Source organism: Streptomyces sp. NBC_00989 (assembly GCF_045162655.1).
In the GTDB taxonomy this organism is placed as follows: Bacteria; Actinomycetota; Actinomycetes; order Streptomycetales; family Streptomycetaceae; genus Streptomyces.
On record NZ_CP108728.1, the window covers coordinates 11,421,613 to 11,437,553 of the forward strand.

The following is a 15,941-nucleotide window of genomic DNA, read 5'->3' on the forward strand; positions in this document are numbered from 1 at the left end:
AGACGTCATGGAGAGGAAAGGCGCATGGCTCAACGGACGCTGGCGCGCCCGAACTGAGCAATTGTCAAGAGTTGTGGATCGCTGAAGGGTTCCCTGTTTCCGCCTTTCGGTTCTGATCAGTCAGGACCGGCTGGTCATGGCTCGTCGAAGCACAGGCAGAAGGGGTGCCCGGCGGGGTCGAACAGCACCCGGACGTTCTCCTGCGGCTGAAAGTCCGCCAGAGTAGCGCCCAGGGCGATCGCCTCGGCGGCTGCCGAGTCCAGATCGCCGACCTGGAAATCGAAGTGCATCATGGGGCGCTGTTTCCCCTCGATCGGAGGCCATACGGGAGCCTGATAGCCGTCCGCCTGCTGGAACACGAAGAACGGTCCTTGCGGGGAGGCGGCGACGATGGTCGTTCCCGGCTCTTCGTGTCCGATGTTCCAGCCAAGGAGTTCGGCGTAGAACTTCGCCAAGCCGCCGGGGTCCGGTGCCTCGATCGTGGTTCCCCACCACATGCCACCGGTTCGAGATCTCATTCCGACAGCCTGCCGTCATCATCACGTTCTTGTCCCGGGCTTGATGCCCGTCCCGGGTCACCGGACGTCAGGCGGCAGTGGCCTCCTCGCGTTCGACAAGGACGCCGTTCTCGAACCGGGCGACAGGCGACAGTCCAGGCCGAGCAGGCAGGCCGGACCATCTGCGGTTCCGCTGTACGGTTTCCACCCCCGGTCGGTACTCCCTACGGCCTGGAGGTGAGTACCGTCGAGGACTTCTTCGCCCAGCACGACGACTGGCCATGGAACCCGCCCCGTCCGGTCCGCGCCACCTTCCACTACCTCATCGCGATCACCGAGGGCGAGCTGCGCCACGACGTCGAGACCACGTCACGCGGACCGTCACCCCCGGACAGTGGCTGTGGGTGCGTCCCGGACACGCGCAGTGCTGGCATCCGCCCGGCACGGCCCGCGGCCCGCTCATCCTGTTCGAACCGGACGTGCTGCGGCCCGACCTGGCCCGTCTTCTGGCCCCGCTCACCGCGCACGACGCTCCCGCCGTGCTCAGCCCGCACCCCGACGACACCGCCTGGCTCCAGCAGACAGCACCCCAGCTAGCCGGGCTATTCCGCTTTGTGAACTGCCAGACGTTTGTGGCCAGTTCTCTGCCCTCACCGGTCCGCGTCTTGTCGGGTAAGACCGTCGAGGATGACGTTCATCAGGGGCCGTGCCCTCGATTCCCACTCATCCTGGTCCAGTCGGCCGAGGTATGCGATGAGGAGGAGGACCCCGTGGGTGTCCACGTCCGTACGGATGGAGCCGGCCGCTTTCCCGGTGTCCAGCAGGTGACCGAGTGCGCCCTCGATGGGATTGCGGCTGTGGGCGACAAGGTCCTGCCACGCCGCCGTCTCAAGGACTGCCAGGACACCGTGCTTGATCTCGGCGTAGTCGATCAGTCGGTCGAGCCAGTGACGCAAGGCTTCGACGGGCTCGTGTTCCGCCAGCAGTGCGGAGGTGGCGGCCACGAGTTCTTCGACATCGCGCCGATAGACCTCGGCGAGAAGCGCCTCGCGGTTGGGGAAGCTCCGGTAGAGCGTTCCCTTTCCTACACCGGCGCGCTTGGCGATCTCGTTGAGGGGGACGTCGTGGGACTCGGCAACGGCTGCGCGGGCGGCCTCCAGGATGCGGGTCCGGTTCTGCGCCGCATCCCGACGGCGTGCTGGCGCGCTCATAGGCTTCTCGTGATGTTCCACCCATCACAAAGGGACACGTGTCGTGGGCCGCGCACGGGAAGGCAGCAACGAGGAGGAAGCAGCCAACTCTTGCCTCCGCTGCGGCGGTTGCCGCGATTTCCACGCCCTGCCGAGCGACGTCAGGTCGCCGAGAAACGGCTTTGTTCCGTCGGATTCCAGGGTGGGCGCCTGCCCGGTATGGCGGTGAAGGCCCACGACCTGGTCACCCTGTTCGTTGAGTTGTGCGGCGAGGCGGGAGCCGACGTCACCGGTCGCCCCGATGACGAGACTCGGGACATGGCCCCTCCTCTCGGTGGTTGACGATCCCGGTGGTGTCCGGCTGGGTCTCAGTCGACGGCCTCGATGGTGACGTCGACCGTGCCGTCGTATTTCTTGAAGGCATCGGCCCCCGAGTCGATTTCGCCGAGGATGACGATGCCGGGGGTGGGGATGGACTGGCCGTCGTGGTCGTAGAAGACGGCGATGTCGGGACCGGGTGACCAGTAGGCGATGTGGCCGATCTCGTAGCTGAACCGCGGCTCGCCTCCTGTGGCGAGAGACCGGGGCAGGTGACCGTACTTCTCACGCTTGAACAGGTCGTTCATACGCAGCGTCAGCGGAAGCAGTGAGGCGAAGTCGCGTGCCGTCGCGTTGTCGTCGAGGGTTGCGTTGAGGACGGTCTCGCCAGCGGTCAGTCGGATTCTCATATGGGTCGTGCCCCTTCGGAGTGTTGTGGGAGTGATCGTCGGCGGCCTCCACGTACGCCGTGTTCGTGGGGGTACGAGCGTCGGTCGGCGCGGACCCGCTGAAGGCGACTCCGCACCACCCGAGTAGCAAGTCGATCCACTTACCATTCGGGGCCTGGGGTCGGCCGGCCATGTGCCCGGCACGACAGCCGACACGGGCCGCGGTGACACCCACGGTCGGTTCGCGGATGCCCTGGAACTGCACTTCCGCAAACGCCACCGGGCCGCGGACTACGCCGATCCGCTCGGCTGCTCGGTCCGCACCCTCAGCCCGCGCCCATGACGCCCGCCGGCAAGCCAATACGGGAGCTCATCGACGACCGGCGCCTCCTCGAAGCCCGACGCCTACCGGGAGGCGCCCGATGGGACGCCCGATCCGTCGCCGCCCACCTCGGCGTCACCGGCTCCGCGAACTTCGGCCGCTTCTTCTGCGACCGCACCGGCCTCACCCCGGCCGCGTTCGCAGTCCGGGACGCAACGCGCGGGTAGGTCTACCAACTGGACTGGGGTCACACCCAGTTGGGGATGTGCTCTTCGGCGTAGCGGGCGCCGAATCCGCCGGTCGGGAGGATCTCGTGGATCGCGGCGAGATCGGCCTCGGTGAGCGTGACGTCGGCCGCGTGGGCGTTTTCCTCCATGCGGGCGGCGCTCCGCGTGCCCGGGATCGGGACAATCTGCCCGCCCTGGGCGAGCAGCCAGGCCAACGCGAGCTGGGAGACGGTGATGCCCTTGGCGGTGGCCAGCCGGCCAAGTCGCTCCACGGCTTCGAGGTTCTTCTCGAAGTTGCCGGGCTGCCAGCGCGGGTTGGTCTTGCGGAAGTCGGTGTCGTCGTACTCTGCCGCGGGCTTCGCGCTACCGGTGACGAAGCCGCGGCCGAGGGGCGAATAGGGGACGAAGCCGATGCCGAGCTCCTCAAGGACCGGGAAGAGCTGCTCGACGTCACGCTCGAAGAGCGAGTACTCGGTCTGCAGGACCGAGACCGGCTGGACGGCGTGCGCCCTGCGGATGGTCTGCGGGCCGGCCTCGCTGAGGCCGAAGTACTTGACCTTGCCCGCATCAATGAGCTCCTTGACGGTGCCCGCTACGTCCTCGATCGGCACGTCCGGGTCGACGCGGTGCTGGTAGAGGACGTCGATCTGGTCGACGCCCAAGTAACGAAGGCTGTTGTCGGTAACCGTGCGGATGTTGTCCGGACGGCTGTTGAGGCCCAGGCCCTGCTCGGTCTGCGCGAAGCCGAACTTGGTGGCCAGGACCACCTCGTCGCGGAAGTCGCTCACCGCCTTGCCGAGCAGAACCTCGTTGTTGCTCGAACCCCAGCCGTAGACCTCGGCGGTGTCGAAGAAGGTGACGCCCAGCTCGTGGGCGCGGCGGATGGCGGCAACGCCCGCCTCCTCGTCACTGGGGCCGTAGCCCTGGGTCAGACCCATCGCGCCATAGCCGATCGCCGAGACGGTCAGGCCCTGGGTGCCGAGCTTCCTGTGCTGCATGCCAATCTCCTCATGTCAAACCAAACGGTTCTGTTTGGAGCGTACGCTGATCGTTTTCCAGGGGCAAACCAAACGGTTTGGTCGGGTAGCGTGGAGGCATGAGCCCTTCCACCCGAACAGACTCGGTCCGCGACCGCATCGTGAGCGCCGCCAAGGCCGAGTTCTCCCAGCACGGGATCGCCGGGGCGCGGATCGACCGGATCGCCAAGGCCGCCCAGACCAGCAAGGAACGCGTCTACGCCTACTTCTCCAGCAAGGTGGCCCTCTACCGGTTCGTCTCCGCGCAGGAACTGGCGGCCGTGGCCGAAGCGACCCGTATGGACCCCACCGATCTGCCCGGCTATGCCGGCCGTCTCCATGACTACTTCACCGGACACCCCGACCGCTTCCGGCTCATGAGCTGGGGGCAGTTCGAGCTCGACGCCGGTGACTCCCTGCCCCACGACACCTTCCGGGAATCGGTGGTCCGCAAGATCGAGCAGATCCGAGAGGCCCAGGAAGCCGGCCAGCTGGACGCCCACTGGGACCCGGTCGACATCCTGGTCCTCGTCCACCAGATCGCCACCGCCTGGGCCGCACAGCCTGACCTGCTGCCTCCGTCCGGCGATGACCGCGCTGCGTTCCTGGTCGCGCGCCGGGCTGCCATCGTCGCGGCTGTCGAGCGCCTGTTTCCCGCGACTGTGAACTGAGAGGTTCCGCGAGCTCTTGAAGCGGCGCCACACGGGATCGAAGCTCGGGCGAGTAATCGAGCTCTGTCGCATCTCGCGTTGTCGCACCGCTCACCTGTCGAGAGCCCGCCGGATGAACTCCTCACGGGTCGCGTTTGAGGCACGCGACACAGCCGCATCATCCACCGACATGTCGAACCCGTGGAAGCCTCCGCCCCACATGTGGAAATCGACGCCCACGCCCGCCTCGGACAAGCGGCCGGCGTAGATCAGGATCTCGTCGCGGAACCCCTCCGCCGAGCCGGTGTCGATGTACGTGCGCGGCAGCCGGCTGAGGTCCTCGGCGCGGGCCGGCGCGGCGTACCGCGATACCTCCGGGCCGCCGCGCCGCTCGCCCAGCACGGAGGTCCACGCGTACAGGTTGCTGTAGCGGTCCCATACGCCCTCGCGGTCCACCATGCGACTGCTGTGCGTCTCGAAGCGGTCGTCGAGCATGGGGCAGATCAGAACCTGGTGGCTGAGCTGGGGAAAGGCGCGGTCGCGGGCGAGCAGCGCGGTCCCCGCCGCGAGGCCGCCTCCGCCGCTGACTCCGGCGATCAGGAGCCGCTCGGGGTCGATGCCGACCTCGTCCGCGTTCTTCGCCATCCACACCAGCCCCGCGTAGCAGTCCTCGACCGGCGCGGGATCGGGGTGATCCGGCGCCAGCCGGTACTCGACCGACACGACGACCGCAGTCCCCTCGATCACATGAGGGAGGAGATGACTCACATGGTCCCGGCGGCCTCCCATGATCATCCCGCCGCCGTGGAGGCTGAGGATGCCTCCCCTGGGGCCTCGGTCCTCGACGGGGCTGAGAATCAAGCGCAGTGATGTCCGGCGCGCCTTCCGGCCCCGGTACCTGGCGCTCCTCCACCCGCACTCTGCCGCCCGCCGTCAGAGCCTCCGAATCCAGTCCAGGGGAGCCCTGGGCAATCTGCCGTCGGATCTCCGGCAGGGTCTCGTCCGACAGGGCCGGAAAAACAGCTCCCCGCGCCTCCTCGACGGGCGCGAGTTCCGGGTCCAACGGAGGCCGGATGGTCACGGCGCCAAAGTCGTCTGCTGCTGTCTGGTCTGCCATCTGTTTCTCCTTCGGGAATGGAACGACGGGGAGTAGGTGAACCTCACCCTCGGATGCGGCGCACGCTCGGGTGAGGGCACGTCACGGGCAACTCGGGCGCGCTGTCTTCACTCCTCCCGCCGTGATGATTCTTCGCGGGCGTCGGCCGGTCAGCCGCGTTGCCGGCGGGCGCGCAGAGCGGCCCAGTGGCGCAGGCGCTCGGTGATCTGGGCTTCGTAGCCGTTGCGGGTGGGCTGGTAGTACGTCTCGCGGTCCATGTCGTCGGGGAAGTAGTCGTCGCCGGAGAAGCCGTCGGCTGTGTCCGGGTCGTACTGGTAGTCCTTGCCGTAGCCGAGGTCTTTCATCAGCCGGGTCGGGGCGTTGAGGATGTGGGCGGGCGGCGTGAGTGAGCCGGTGTTCCGGGCAGCGCGGTGTGCGGCGTTGAAGCCGCGGTAGACGGCGATGGACTTGGGTGCGGTGGCGAGGTAGACGACGGCCTGGGCGATCGCCAACTCGCCCTCGGGGGAGCCGAGTCGCTCGTACACGTCCCAGGCGGCGAGGGCCTGCTGGACGGCGTGCGGGTCGGCCATGCCGATGTCCTCGTTCGCGAAGCGGACCAGGCGGCGGGCGACGAACAGCGGGTCCTCGCCGCCGTCGAGCATGCGGGCGAGCCAGTACAGGGCTGCGTCCGGGTCGGAGCCGCGCATCGACTTGTGCAGCGCGGAGATCAGGTTGTAGTGGCCCTCCTGCGCCTTGTCGTACAGCGGGGCCCGCTGCTGGATGTGATGGGCGAGCCCGGCGGTGTCCAGGGTGGTTTCGGTGTCCGGGAGGGCCTGGAGCTGTTCGGCCATGTTGAGGAGGTAGCGGCCGTCACCGTCCGCCATGGCGATCAGGGCACGGCGGGCGTCGTCGTCCAGGGGCAGATGGTGGCCGGTGAGCTGCTCGGCGCGGTCGAGGAGCGTGGACAGTGCGGCTTCGTCGAGGCGTTTGAGGACGAGGACCTGGGCGCGGGAGAGGAGGGCGCCGTTGAGTTCGAAGCTCGGGTTCTCCGTGGTGGCGCCGATCAGGGTGACGGTGCCGTCCTCGACGTAAGGCAGGAAGCTGTCCTGCTGGGCGCGGTTGAAGCGGTGGATCTCGTCGACGAACAGCAGGGGGCCCCGGCCGATGCCGCGTCGGCTTCGTGCGGTGGCGAAGACCTTGCGCAGATCGGCCACGCCGGAGAAGGTGGCCGACACCGGCTCGAAGGCCAGGTTGCCGGCGTCCGCGAGGAGCCGGGCGATGGTGGTCTTCCCAACGCCGGGCGGACCCCACAGGATGGCGGAGCCGAGGCGCTGCTGGGCGACCATGCGGCCCAGCGGGGCGTCCCGGGCAAGGAGGTGGTCCTGCCCGACGACCTCTTCCAGCCGGGTGGGGCGCAGGCGGTCGGCGAGGGGCCGGGCGGGCTCCTCGTCGAAGAGCGGCAGGGTCGCTTCGGTCGGTTCCATCGGTCTCTCGGGTGGTCGAAGGCGGACGTGTGCGGACGTGGCCAGCCGTGCACGGGGCACTGACAGGCGTCGGCTCAGCCGATCGTGGGGAAGCTCGCGGCGTTCATCGGGCACCAGGGCGGTCTCGCCGCGGCAGCCGCTCGACGGCCAGGTCGTAGGAATCGTCGACCGCGTCGGTGACCAGCCGCTCGGTGATGCCGGGTCCCGGCCCGAGCGAGATCCAGTGCCGTTTGTCGAGATAACGGCCCGGCGTGATCGAGGCGTAACCGCGTACGTATGCGCGGGCGTGTTCGGGTTCGCACTTGACCGTGATGATCTGATCGTCCGGGTCGTCGGTGACGATCAGGAACACCTTGCCCGCGACCTTGTACACGTCGAGTCCCGGGGTGAAGGGGTATCCGTGGCTGACGTCGGGCAGGGCCAGCGCCGCCTGGCGGGCGGTGTCCTGGAGCCGGTCACCGGCCACGCTCACCGGGCCGCCCGCGTGTCGGTGCCGTAGGTGTGCGGGTCGACGGGCCGCTCGGCCCGGGGCAGGTGGGCCACCACGAGCCGGTAGGAGTCGGTGACGAGTTCCTCGATCAGCGTCTTGTCGACGCCCGCCCCGCCCTCCAGGGTGATCCAGTGCTTTTTGTTCATGTGGTAGCCGGGGGTGATGTGGCTGTACTGCTCCCGCAGGGCGTGGGCCTCGCCGGGGTCCGCCTTGAGGATCACGACGGGACGCCCGGGGACCTCGGTCATCAGCATGAACACCTTGCCGCGTACTTTGAAGACCTCCCAGTCGTCACCGAAGGGATGCTCAAGCTGTGCTCCGGGAAGCTCCTCGGCGCAGGCGGCGGCGGTCTTGTGCAGGGTCGTTTCGTTCATGAACGTTTCCTTCATCGGGTGAGCGCGGGCTGGGCACCCCATCACGCGAGTGGAACGCCGCACGGTCGTGGCGGCACCTCCCACTCTCTCCCCGAAACCGACATAAGGCGCGGTAAACTGCGGACACATGATGGTCGACAAGCGACACCCCAGGCCGAGCAGGCAGGCCGGTCCCGACGCGGTTCCGCTGTACGGTTTCCAGCCCCCGGTCGGCACTCCGTACGGCCTGGAGGTGAACACCATCGAGGACTTCTTCGCCCAGCACGACGACTGGCCGTGGAACCCGCCCCGTCCGGTCCGCGCCACCTTCCACTACCTCATCGCGGTCACCGAGGGCGAGCTGCGGCACGACGTCGACCACGTCACGCGGACCGTCACCCCCGGACAGTGGCTGTGGGTGCGTCCCGGACACACGCTGTGCTTTCATGCGCCCGGCACGGCCCGCGGCCCATTCGTCCTGTTCGAACCGGATGTAATGCGGCCCGACATCGCCCGTCTGCTGGCCCCGCTCACTGCGCACGACGCCCAGGCCGTGCTGAGCCCGCACCCCGATGACGCCGCCTGGCTCCAGCAGACGGCACTCCAGCTCCTGGACGAACACCGCGCACTGGGGCGCCGCCCCCTCGACATGCACCACGCCCTGCGGCGCAGCCTGCTCGAATCGCTGCTGCTGCGCCTGGCCAACTCCCCGGGCATCACCCCCACTGGCACGGCCACGGCCGGCGCGGGCCGCACCGACCGGTACGGGCACTTCCTGGACGCCCTGGAACTGCACTTTCGCGAGCTGCACCAGGCCGCGGACTACGCCGAGGTGCTCGGCTGCTCGGTCCGCACCCTGAGCCGCGCGGCCCGGGACGCCACCGGCAAGGGGGTACGTGAACTCATCGACGAGCGGCGCCTCCTGGAAGCCCGGCGCCTGCTGGGAGGTGCCCGGTGGGACGCCCGGACGGTGGCCGTCCACCTCGGCTTCACCGACCCCGCGAACTTCGGCCGCTTCTTCCGCGACCGCACCGGCCTTACCCCGGCCGCCTTCGCCACCCGCGCAGCGAAGACCGACGCGTGACGGAAACCCGGCGGAGGCGCCTTGCCCGTCAGGAAGAGACGGCTGCCTTCGCGGTCTGCGTGAACGCCCATGCGGAGTACCCGACGTTCCACTGTCCGTCGATCAGCCGGTACGCCTCGCGTCGGCCGTGCGGAGGTCGCGTTCGCAGACGGCAAGAACATTGCCGGAGGGGTCGGTGAACCAGGCGAACCAGGGGCCGTTGGCGCGGTAGATCCCGTCTGAGTCGATCTGCACTCCCTCGTAGCGCTCGAAATCCACGCCGCGTCGGGTGAGGTCCGCGACACTACTGGGGAGGTCAGGAACGACGATGTTGAGGATGATGAATCGTGCCGCTTGGTGGTTGCGGGAGGCGTACGCGACGGTGCTCGCGCCGCCGGGGAGGCGGATGGTGAGCATGGCGTCCCGGTCTTCGACTTGCAGCCCGAGTACGTCGTGGTAGAAGGTGCGGGTCGATTCCAGGTCGGTCGCGGTGAAGGAGCTGTAGGCGTCGGTTGCGGTGTCGGTGATCATGGGGTCCTGACGTTCGGTCATTCGGGTGCGCTGGTGTCGCGGGGCGTGTCTCGGAGCTGATCGGTGCGGCTGGGACGACCACTGGCCGGATGCCGGCGGCACGGGCGGGGCCCCGCTCGCCACGCCGGAGGAACCCGGTCAGGCTGGGGACCACAGGCTGCGCCGCGGTCAGGAGGCGGTCCTTTCGGTCACGGTCTGGGAGAACGCCCAGTTGGAGTGCACGATGAGCCACTGGCCGTCGACGAGCCGGTAGCCGTGCGTGGCGTTCCAGGCGCGCCGCTGCTTCTCGTTGCCGTCCTCGTCGCGCACGTAGGTCTTCAGGTTGTAGGCCAGGACGGCGAAGTCGCCGCTGTCGCCGACGTGGACCGTCGGGTTGAGGTACTCGCTGCGCACGATGTGCGGGTTGGAGTAGATGGACGACAGCCACGCGACGGTCTTCTCCTTGCCGACGACGATGTTCTCAAGGATCGGGTCGAAGTAGCTCACCTCGTCCGCGAAGCCGTCCAGGTAGCCGCCCGGGTCGCCGGCGCTGAAGCGTTCGTTGTACGACTTCTCCAGCTCGATGATGGTCTTGCTGACTTCTTCCTTGTTGACGCCCACGGCGTCCTCTCCTTCTTTGTGCATGCCCCAGCCGGTGCCTGTCGGCGATCCAGGGGATGTGTTGCTTTCAGTCGTCCAGGACGACGACGTGCTTGCCCGGCGTGGTGCCGGATTCGAGGTCTGCCTGGGCGTCTCGGACTTGTTCCAGGCCGTGGTAGACCTGCGCGACCGGGACGTTGAGGCGTCCTGCGGCGATGGCCTGGAGCTGGTGGGCGAAGACGTCGGCCGGCAGATCGGCGGCCTGACCGCCGTAGGAGGTCAGGCGTACCCCGAAGGGGATCATGAACGGGGTGAAGTCCGGGATGGACCACTGGCCTGCCAGGGCTCCGGTGAAGCAGACCGTGCCGTGCCGGCGGACGGCGTTGAGGGTGTCGGGGAGGACCGAGCAGCCGACCAGTTCCAGGGCGGCGTCGACGCCGTCCGGGATCAGCTCGCGCACCTGGTCGGCGAGGGTGCCGGTGTCGACGAGGGGATGGTCGACGCCCGCGGCCCGCAGTTCGTCGGCACGCCCGGCGTGACGCGTGGTGGAGATGACGGTGGCGCCGAGGTCCTTCGCGATGGTGGCCGCGCTCAGCCCGACCGTGGAGGTGCCGCCGCGGATCAGCAGCGTCTGCCCGGCTTTGAGGTCCAGGCCGCGGGTCAGGGATCCGTAGGCGGTCTGGAACATCTCGGGCAGCGCGCCGACGACGTCCCACGGCAGGCCGGTCTCGAACGGGATGACCTGCCCGGCGGGGACGGTGACGTACTGGGCGTACGCGCCGTCGTAGGAGCGGCCCATGCCGCCCATCATCGTGGCCACCTGCTGTCCTGGCCGCAGCCCGCTGTCCTCGTCGGCCTCATCGACCACGCCGACGCCCTCGATGCCGGGCACGCGCGGGTAGGTGACCACCGCGTCCGACTCGCCCTTGCGGGTGGTGACCTCGGACTCGTTGACGCCGAACGCCTTCACCCTGATCCGCACCCAGCCGGGCTTGCGGACGGGCACCGGTACGTCCTTGATCTGAAGTGCGTCGAGGCCGCCGGGCCGGGTGATGACGACGGCCCGCATCGTCGCCGGTGCGGCGCCGCCGGTTGATGTCGATTGGCTCATGCCGAGCTCCTTGTTCTGTTCGTCCCCCGGGGAATGTGAAGGCGGAGCCGGGGCTCCAGGCACAGGTGCCCCGGGTGATCAGTCAGTGGTGACCCTGCGCCGTTCTGTATCTCGGGATCGCGCGCCGGCCGTCAGGGACGGTCGATGCCCTCCCATAGGCCAAGGGCCTGCTGGTAGTGGGCGGTGGCCTCGAAGGGAGGGTTGTCGACGCTTCCCGAGATGGGCCGGTCTGTGACGGCGGGCCACAGACGGGTCTGCTCGCCGGTGGCGAAGTCGAGCACGATGTCGCGGATACGCGTGTCACGCTCGGCCTGCCCGGGGCTGCGGCCCGGCTGTTCCTGGCCGACCAGGGCGTACATCTCGCTGCCGTGCACGGCGGGCGCACCCTCGGCGGGCCCGATCATCAGGAGATGGGCGTTGCCGCCCGCGGCGGCGTGCGCCAAGGCAACCGCGGGCGGCCGGGAGCGCGAAGAGGTAGTCCGCCATGACCGCGGCGCGGACCTCGGCAGGGGTACGGTCGCCCTGGTTGTAGGCGTCGACGATCTTCTTCGCGCGGGAGCGGGAAATACGCCACCCCGCGACCTCGTCGACGACGCGGTCGAGGTCGTTCGCCACCCACCACCCCATGTCGTCACTCGCCATGCTCAGCAGCACGTCGACATCGCGGTGCGCGCCCGAGGCGAGGACGTCCATGGGATGGGCGTGCACCACCGCGCCGGGCTGTCCGATGTCCAGGACGACACCGGTGGCCTTGTTGTCCACCCCGCCGCAGACTCCGAGATCCGTCGGGGCGACCTTGCGCAGGGCGTCCCTCAGGGAGACCGCGTCGAGGTCGAGCAGCTTCTCCGGGTTGTCCGCGACGCCGAGTTCGGTGACGAACAAGTGCGCGAGCTCCTCGGCCCACCAGGCCGGGACGATACGAGCGGGCCCGCCGGAAAACCCGGCCAGCCGCCGGTACAGGCCATCGGCGGAGGAGGCGCCGAGCAGACCGAAGGTGGAGTAGGCGCCGGCGCTGTGGCCGTAGACCGTGACCTGGTCGGGATCGCCGCCGAAGTGGGCGATGTTCCGCTTGACCCAGGTCAGCGCGGCGATCACGTCCTGCAGGAAAAGGTTGCCGGCCTCGGCGAGCCGCCCGCCGTATTGCGAGAGCGAGAGCGCGCCCAGGGCGCCGAGCCGGTAGTTGACCGACACGCTCACCACGCGCCCCGACGCGGCGAGACCAGAGGCGTTGGAGGTGATCTGGGTGTTCGCGCCGTACTCGAATCCGCCGCCGTGGATGTACACGGCCACCGGGAGCGTCTTGTCGGCCGGCTGCTCAGGGGCCCACACATTCAGGTTCAGGCAGTCCTCCCCCATCCCGCTGTCCGCTTCGAGCCAGGCGCCACTGTCGGGCTGGACAGAGACGACGCCCTTGCGGTCATAGGGGAGGCCCGGATCGAAGCCGGCGACCACGGGGCGGCGGTACCGCTCGGCGGTGGCGTACGGGATCCCCCACCAGGACCGCACCCCTGGTGCAGTCGGAGCCTTGGGAACGGTAGCGGTCATGGCGTGAGATTCCTTCCGGTGCGGTTAGCTTTTTCGCGCGGCGTGTCGGCGGCTGATCGCTCGCGGCGGCGCCCTCCAAGCATTCCCTGGACTCCGACAAATCGCCGAGCGGACAGCAGTCACCTGGTGGTCATCAGGTGACACTTCTCTGTACAGCCTTCTCGTAGCCAGGCCGCCGCGGCAGCCTGAACTGCCTGAGGTCCTGTCATCAGCGGTTCCCTGACCCGCGCCCAGACCCCGGCAAACCAAGGGACACGATGGGGCACCGCAGCGCGACACGATCCGAAGGCCCAGATCCGGTGTAAAGCGACGGGACCTGCGCGGGACACGGTTTCTGCCAATACGACACGGGAGTAGGAGGGATGGACTTGTCGGTCGTGCCGCTCGTTTGACGCTCTGGGCGCCCCCACGCGGGGCCGTGAGCCGAGAAGTAGGTGCTGACCTGGTCTTTTCCGTGACCCGCTCAGGCCGACATCTTTCCGATGACCCACCACGTGGAGTGTGTCGCGATCCTTGAACCGGTGGCCAGGGTGTCCTGAACTGCGGTTTTGTGTGTGCGCATTATGTGCGGTGTGGGCGTTACAGGCGATATCTTGACGCTGAAATGACGCTCGTGACGCTCATTTGACGCCCATTCTGATGGATCGTCAGATGGCTTGCTATGCAGGTCATGAGCTATGTCTTGTTCGCCAGGGCATCGATGTGAGGACCAGCGGTCTCGTAGGTTTCGTAGCTGTCAGGCTACGTTGAGATGATTCCCTGGGCCGCGTATCGGCCCGTCGCAGCGCCGATCTCGCATACGTGCTCGACCTTCTCGCTGAAATCCGCCAGCTTGAGCAGGGCGTTCACCGTCTCCGTGGTCGCACAGGGAGCGGCGCTGGAGTGGTCGATGTACTACTCGACGGACATTCCCGCTCGTCGGGGAGCGGCCAATGTCTTGCGTGCTGACAAGAACGGCTGGATCGCGGGGCGGCGTGTGCGGCTGAGCCTGGACTTCAACCACCCCGTACCTGGAAGCCCCTTGCAGAGCACCCACAAACGCCCCATGCGCGACCTCCTGGCCACGCCGGAGTCAACTGCACGGGCGGCGAGGGATGTTAGGCGCAGGCTCCGTCACGGACCTCATCGAGGATGTGCGTCGAGTTCGGTTCGTGGCGTGTCAGCGGCGCTGGTTGGGTCGGCGAGTCCATGTCACGCCGAGCCGGTGATGCTCCGCGTGGCACGTCCCCGCTGGTTGGCAAGCAGGAGGTCCTGCCGTAGGTCAGGCCGTCTTCTTGAAGACGAGCACCTCCGTGGACGCCACGCCCAGGGGAGCCAGGAATCCGGCCTCAAGGCTGAAGTCGAGTGCCGCGAAGAGGTCCACGCACGTGCGTCGAGGCATGGCGGACGGGAACGAATCGTGACCCGTCCCGCCCCTCGTCGCCCAGACATGCATTGTCTCCGGGGTGAGACAGGTCTCCGTCATGACGTCGAAGACGATCCGTCCACCCGGTCGCGTGACGCGGGCCATCTCGAAGAAGTAGCGGCAGGCGCCGAGGAAGGTCAGGGTGTTGAAGACTTTGTGGGCTTGGACGAGGTCGACGCTGTTGTCCGGTGTCGTGTCGAGGCTGAATCCTGTCACCGGTTGGGCGATCACTCTGAATGTGTCCACCAGGTAGTTGGCCCAGGGCTCTGCCGTCTCGTAGATCTCGTAGCGGGTCGGCGAGCACTCCTCCAGCGTCTTCTCCAGGTACCGCCCGGACCCGGGGCCGATCTCCAACACCGTGTCTGGCATCGCGGCGAAGACGCCGAGGGTCCGTAGTTCGTCGATGGTGGACTGGGTGGCCCCCGGGGTCCCGTTCATGACCTCGTCGATGTAGTCGCACACCGACAGACTGGCCGCTCGCGCCGCCCGCATTGTCGGCTCGAACGGGATGAAATCATCGACGCCACCTTGAGGGGTGGTGCTGCGCACGAGTTGGAACCCCGCACGCTCCAGGAGCCGCTTCGCCCCGGACTTCGCCCTGCCTGCTGCCGTCATCGGCCCACTCCTTCCCGGGCCACCAATGCCGCCCGGCCTTGCGCGGTGCACAACTCGTACGTACGCCTTGAGTGAGCGCTGGCCCGCTCGGCTAGGACCCGAGCAGCAACACGGCCTCGGACCTTCAGGTGCGCTGTGGTGGACGGGCCGATGCGGCCCGCAGCGACGACGGGCGGAATCGCTCGCGTCGCAAGGAACATGTGGTTCAAAGGACTTCCCCCTGCCACGGGACTCGCGCAGAGCCCGCGTGCCGGAATGGTGGACAGAACCGTCCCCGACAGGGACGGGTGAGTACACCGGAAGCCGTACGGGTGCCGCTGTGACGGATCAAGCGGCGGCGTACGGCAGGGGAAGGAACGGCGGGCCGCGGCGGACCAGTGCGCCGGCCAGCAGAACTGATGACGGGGGAGCCCGTGTCGGCCCGGTGTTCACGCGCCAGGCGGCCCCGGACTCTGTTGCTTCGTATGCGAGACGACCAGGAACCAGGAGCCTGTGCAGCAGTGCGCGCAACGCGCACCACTCCTTCCTGGCTGCGTACAGCACGCGGCGCACACTGTCGTCGAGTCCATGCAGCAGGACTGCGCAGAGCAGGGCCAGCAGGATGTGGCCGATCACCACGGGCCATCCTGCGAGAACTGAAGACGGCAGCAGTCCGTGTTCCCGGAATGTGACCGAGTTGTCGGCGAGGACGAACCAGTACCCGATGATGGCCTGGCAGCCGAACGCCAACAGCACTTGAGTACGGAGAGACTTGTCGCTTCCGGCACCAGGCAGTGCCACGATGAACAGGAAACAAGCCGCCAGCGCCTTCACGAGCCGAGACGGGTTCGATTCGAAGGCCAGGTCATGCACGATCACTGTGACCATGGTTCCGAGCAGGGAAAACATCCCTGCGCGGGCGGCTGCCATCGTCGTCGCAGGCGGCACGTGGCCACGGCGGCGCACAGAAAAAACGCGCAATCTTCCCCCCTCCAACAATCAGCCATGATGAGCCCTAGTGTGCGACTTGTCACCCTTTCTGTCCTGTCGGCCTGGGCCTTGCCCCCTTTCAAGCGTGTCT

General features: G+C 68.0%; 19 protein-coding genes and 1 pseudogene. 4 read left to right on the plus strand and 16 right to left on the minus strand.

Annotated elements, in window-relative coordinates; all coding sequences use genetic code 11:
- Nucleotides 1–134: 134 nt before the first annotated feature.
- Entirely contained in the window at nucleotides 135–518 is a 384-nt protein-coding gene (locus OG714_RS51545) for a VOC family protein (RefSeq protein WP_406131403.1), read from the minus strand.
- A 216-nt stretch (nucleotides 519–734) separates the two neighbouring features.
- On the opposite strand from OG714_RS51545, the gene OG714_RS51550 reads away from it, so the two are divergent.
- Complete coding sequence (locus OG714_RS51550; RefSeq protein ID WP_406131404.1) at nucleotides 735–1,094, plus strand: hypothetical protein; 360 nt, start codon at nucleotides 735–737, stop codon at nucleotides 1,092–1,094.
- Between the two features lie 53 nt (nucleotides 1,095–1,147).
- On the opposite strand, the gene OG714_RS51555 is transcribed toward OG714_RS51550, so the two are convergent.
- The 3 genes from OG714_RS51555 to OG714_RS51565 are packed head-to-tail and all read right to left on the minus strand — an operon-like array spanning nucleotide 1,148 to nucleotide 2,415.
- Nucleotides 1,148–1,708: a TetR/AcrR family transcriptional regulator gene (locus OG714_RS51555; RefSeq protein WP_406131405.1), complete on the minus strand. Its 561-nt coding sequence runs from the start codon at nucleotides 1,706–1,708 to the stop codon at nucleotides 1,148–1,150.
- 24 nt (nucleotides 1,709–1,732) lie between these two features.
- The gene (locus tag OG714_RS51560; RefSeq protein ID WP_406132229.1) at nucleotides 1,733–2,098 is read right to left on the minus strand and encodes an NAD(P)H-binding protein; all 366 of its coding nucleotides are present in this window, start codon (nucleotides 2,096–2,098) and stop codon (nucleotides 1,733–1,735) included.
- Nucleotides 2,056–2,415: a cyclophilin-like fold protein gene (locus tag OG714_RS51565; protein WP_406131406.1), complete on the minus strand. Its 360-nt coding sequence runs from the start codon at nucleotides 2,413–2,415 to the stop codon at nucleotides 2,056–2,058. The genes OG714_RS51560 and OG714_RS51565 overlap by 43 nt, the downstream gene beginning before the upstream one ends.
- Before the next feature lie 181 nt (nucleotides 2,416–2,596).
- On the opposite strand from OG714_RS51565, the pseudogene OG714_RS51570 reads away from it, so the two are divergent.
- Nucleotides 2,597–2,943: pseudogene (locus OG714_RS51570) on the plus strand (helix-turn-helix domain-containing protein); the annotation flags it as partial.
- 20 nt (nucleotides 2,944–2,963) lie between these two features.
- Here the strand turns inward: OG714_RS51570 and OG714_RS51575 are convergent.
- On the minus strand, nucleotides 2,964–3,941 hold the full coding sequence (locus tag OG714_RS51575; protein WP_406131407.1) for an aldo/keto reductase: 978 nt from the start codon (nucleotides 3,939–3,941) through the stop codon (nucleotides 2,964–2,966).
- A 98-nt stretch (nucleotides 3,942–4,039) separates the two neighbouring features.
- Here OG714_RS51575 and OG714_RS51580 point away from each other — a divergent pair, with 98 nt between their 5' ends.
- Nucleotides 4,040–4,630, plus strand: coding sequence for a TetR family transcriptional regulator (locus OG714_RS51580; protein WP_406131408.1), 591 nt, complete (start codon nucleotides 4,040–4,042; stop codon nucleotides 4,628–4,630).
- A 90-nt stretch (nucleotides 4,631–4,720) separates the two neighbouring features.
- Here OG714_RS51580 and OG714_RS51585 read toward each other — a convergent pair whose 3' ends face one another.
- From OG714_RS51585 to OG714_RS51600, 4 genes are all read right to left on the minus strand, one after another.
- Nucleotides 4,721–5,470: an alpha/beta hydrolase fold domain-containing protein gene (locus OG714_RS51585; protein WP_406131409.1), complete on the minus strand. Its 750-nt coding sequence runs from the start codon at nucleotides 5,468–5,470 to the stop codon at nucleotides 4,721–4,723.
- Between the two features lie 405 nt (nucleotides 5,471–5,875).
- Nucleotides 5,876–7,189, minus strand: coding sequence for a replication-associated recombination protein A (locus tag OG714_RS51590; protein WP_406131410.1), 1,314 nt, complete (start codon nucleotides 7,187–7,189; stop codon nucleotides 5,876–5,878).
- A gap of 103 nt (nucleotides 7,190–7,292) precedes the next feature.
- Entirely contained in the window at nucleotides 7,293–7,661 is a 369-nt protein-coding gene (locus tag OG714_RS51595) for an MmcQ/YjbR family DNA-binding protein (RefSeq protein WP_406131411.1), read from the minus strand.
- Entirely contained in the window at nucleotides 7,658–8,053 is a 396-nt protein-coding gene (locus OG714_RS51600) for an MmcQ/YjbR family DNA-binding protein (protein WP_406131412.1), read from the minus strand. The genes OG714_RS51595 and OG714_RS51600 overlap by 4 nt, the downstream gene beginning before the upstream one ends.
- Nucleotides 8,054–8,180: 127 nt before the next feature.
- Here OG714_RS51600 and OG714_RS51605 point away from each other — a divergent pair, with 127 nt between their 5' ends.
- The gene (locus OG714_RS51605; protein ID WP_406131413.1) at nucleotides 8,181–9,116 is read left to right on the plus strand and encodes a helix-turn-helix domain-containing protein; all 936 of its coding nucleotides are present in this window, start codon (nucleotides 8,181–8,183) and stop codon (nucleotides 9,114–9,116) included.
- 102 nt (nucleotides 9,117–9,218) lie between these two features.
- On the opposite strand, the gene OG714_RS51610 is transcribed toward OG714_RS51605, so the two are convergent.
- The 7 genes from OG714_RS51610 to OG714_RS51640 all read right to left on the minus strand — a co-directional run bounded on the left by OG714_RS51610 (nucleotide 9,219) and on the right by OG714_RS51640 (nucleotide 15,808).
- Nucleotides 9,219–9,647, minus strand: coding sequence for a VOC family protein (locus OG714_RS51610; RefSeq protein ID WP_406131414.1), 429 nt, complete (start codon nucleotides 9,645–9,647; stop codon nucleotides 9,219–9,221).
- A 147-nt stretch (nucleotides 9,648–9,794) separates the two neighbouring features.
- The gene (locus OG714_RS51615; RefSeq protein WP_406131415.1) at nucleotides 9,795–10,226 is read right to left on the minus strand and encodes a YybH family protein; all 432 of its coding nucleotides are present in this window, start codon (nucleotides 10,224–10,226) and stop codon (nucleotides 9,795–9,797) included.
- 67 nt (nucleotides 10,227–10,293) lie between these two features.
- Nucleotides 10,294–11,316, minus strand: a complete 1,023-nt coding sequence (locus OG714_RS51620) for an alcohol dehydrogenase catalytic domain-containing protein (protein ID WP_406131416.1) — start codon at nucleotides 11,314–11,316, stop codon at nucleotides 10,294–10,296.
- A 131-nt stretch (nucleotides 11,317–11,447) separates the two neighbouring features.
- Entirely contained in the window at nucleotides 11,448–11,690 is a 243-nt protein-coding gene (locus tag OG714_RS51625; RefSeq protein ID WP_406131417.1) for a hypothetical protein, read from the minus strand.
- Nucleotides 11,617–12,861, minus strand: a complete 1,245-nt coding sequence (locus OG714_RS51630; protein WP_406131418.1) for a carboxylesterase family protein — start codon at nucleotides 12,859–12,861, stop codon at nucleotides 11,617–11,619. The genes OG714_RS51625 and OG714_RS51630 overlap by 74 nt, the downstream gene beginning before the upstream one ends.
- A 1,261-nt stretch (nucleotides 12,862–14,122) precedes the next feature.
- On the minus strand, nucleotides 14,123–14,881 hold the full coding sequence (locus OG714_RS51635; RefSeq protein ID WP_406131419.1) for a methyltransferase domain-containing protein: 759 nt from the start codon (nucleotides 14,879–14,881) through the stop codon (nucleotides 14,123–14,125).
- A gap of 327 nt (nucleotides 14,882–15,208) precedes the next feature.
- Nucleotides 15,209–15,808 carry a hypothetical protein gene (locus OG714_RS51640; RefSeq protein WP_406131420.1) on the minus strand — a complete coding sequence of 200 codons (600 nt, stop codon included), beginning with the start codon at nucleotides 15,806–15,808 and terminating at the stop codon, nucleotides 15,209–15,211.
- Nucleotides 15,809–15,941 lie beyond the last annotated feature (133 nt).

Coding starts and splice junctions, on each gene's coding strand:
- OG714_RS51545 (WP_406131403.1), bottom strand. CDS start 518: ATGAGATCTCGAACCGGTGGCATGTGGTGGGGAACCACGATCGAGGCA.
- OG714_RS51555 (WP_406131405.1), bottom strand. CDS start 1,708: ATGAGCGCGCCAGCACGCCGTCGGGATGCGGCGCAGAACCGGACCCGC.
- OG714_RS51565 (WP_406131406.1), bottom strand. CDS start 2,415: ATGAGAATCCGACTGACCGCTGGCGAGACCGTCCTCAACGCAACCCTC.
- OG714_RS51575 (WP_406131407.1), bottom strand. CDS start 3,941: ATGCAGCACAGGAAGCTCGGCACCCAGGGCCTGACCGTCTCGGCGATC.
- OG714_RS51580 (WP_406131408.1), top strand. CDS start 4,040: ATGAGCCCTTCCACCCGAACAGACTCGGTCCGCGACCGCATCGTGAGC.
- OG714_RS51590 (WP_406131410.1), bottom strand. CDS start 7,189: ATGGAACCGACCGAAGCGACCCTGCCGCTCTTCGACGAGGAGCCCGCC.
- OG714_RS51600 (WP_406131412.1), bottom strand. CDS start 8,053: ATGAACGAAACGACCCTGCACAAGACCGCCGCCGCCTGCGCCGAGGAG.
- OG714_RS51605 (WP_406131413.1), top strand. CDS start 8,181: ATGATGGTCGACAAGCGACACCCCAGGCCGAGCAGGCAGGCCGGTCCC.
- OG714_RS51610 (WP_406131414.1), bottom strand. CDS start 9,647: ATGACCGAACGTCAGGACCCCATGATCACCGACACCGCAACCGACGCC.
- OG714_RS51620 (WP_406131416.1), bottom strand. CDS start 11,316: ATGAGCCAATCGACATCAACCGGCGGCGCCGCACCGGCGACGATGCGG.
- OG714_RS51630 (WP_406131418.1), bottom strand. CDS start 12,861: ATGACCGCTACCGTTCCCAAGGCTCCGACTGCACCAGGGGTGCGGTCC.
- OG714_RS51635 (WP_406131419.1), bottom strand. CDS start 14,881: ATGACGGCAGCAGGCAGGGCGAAGTCCGGGGCGAAGCGGCTCCTGGAG.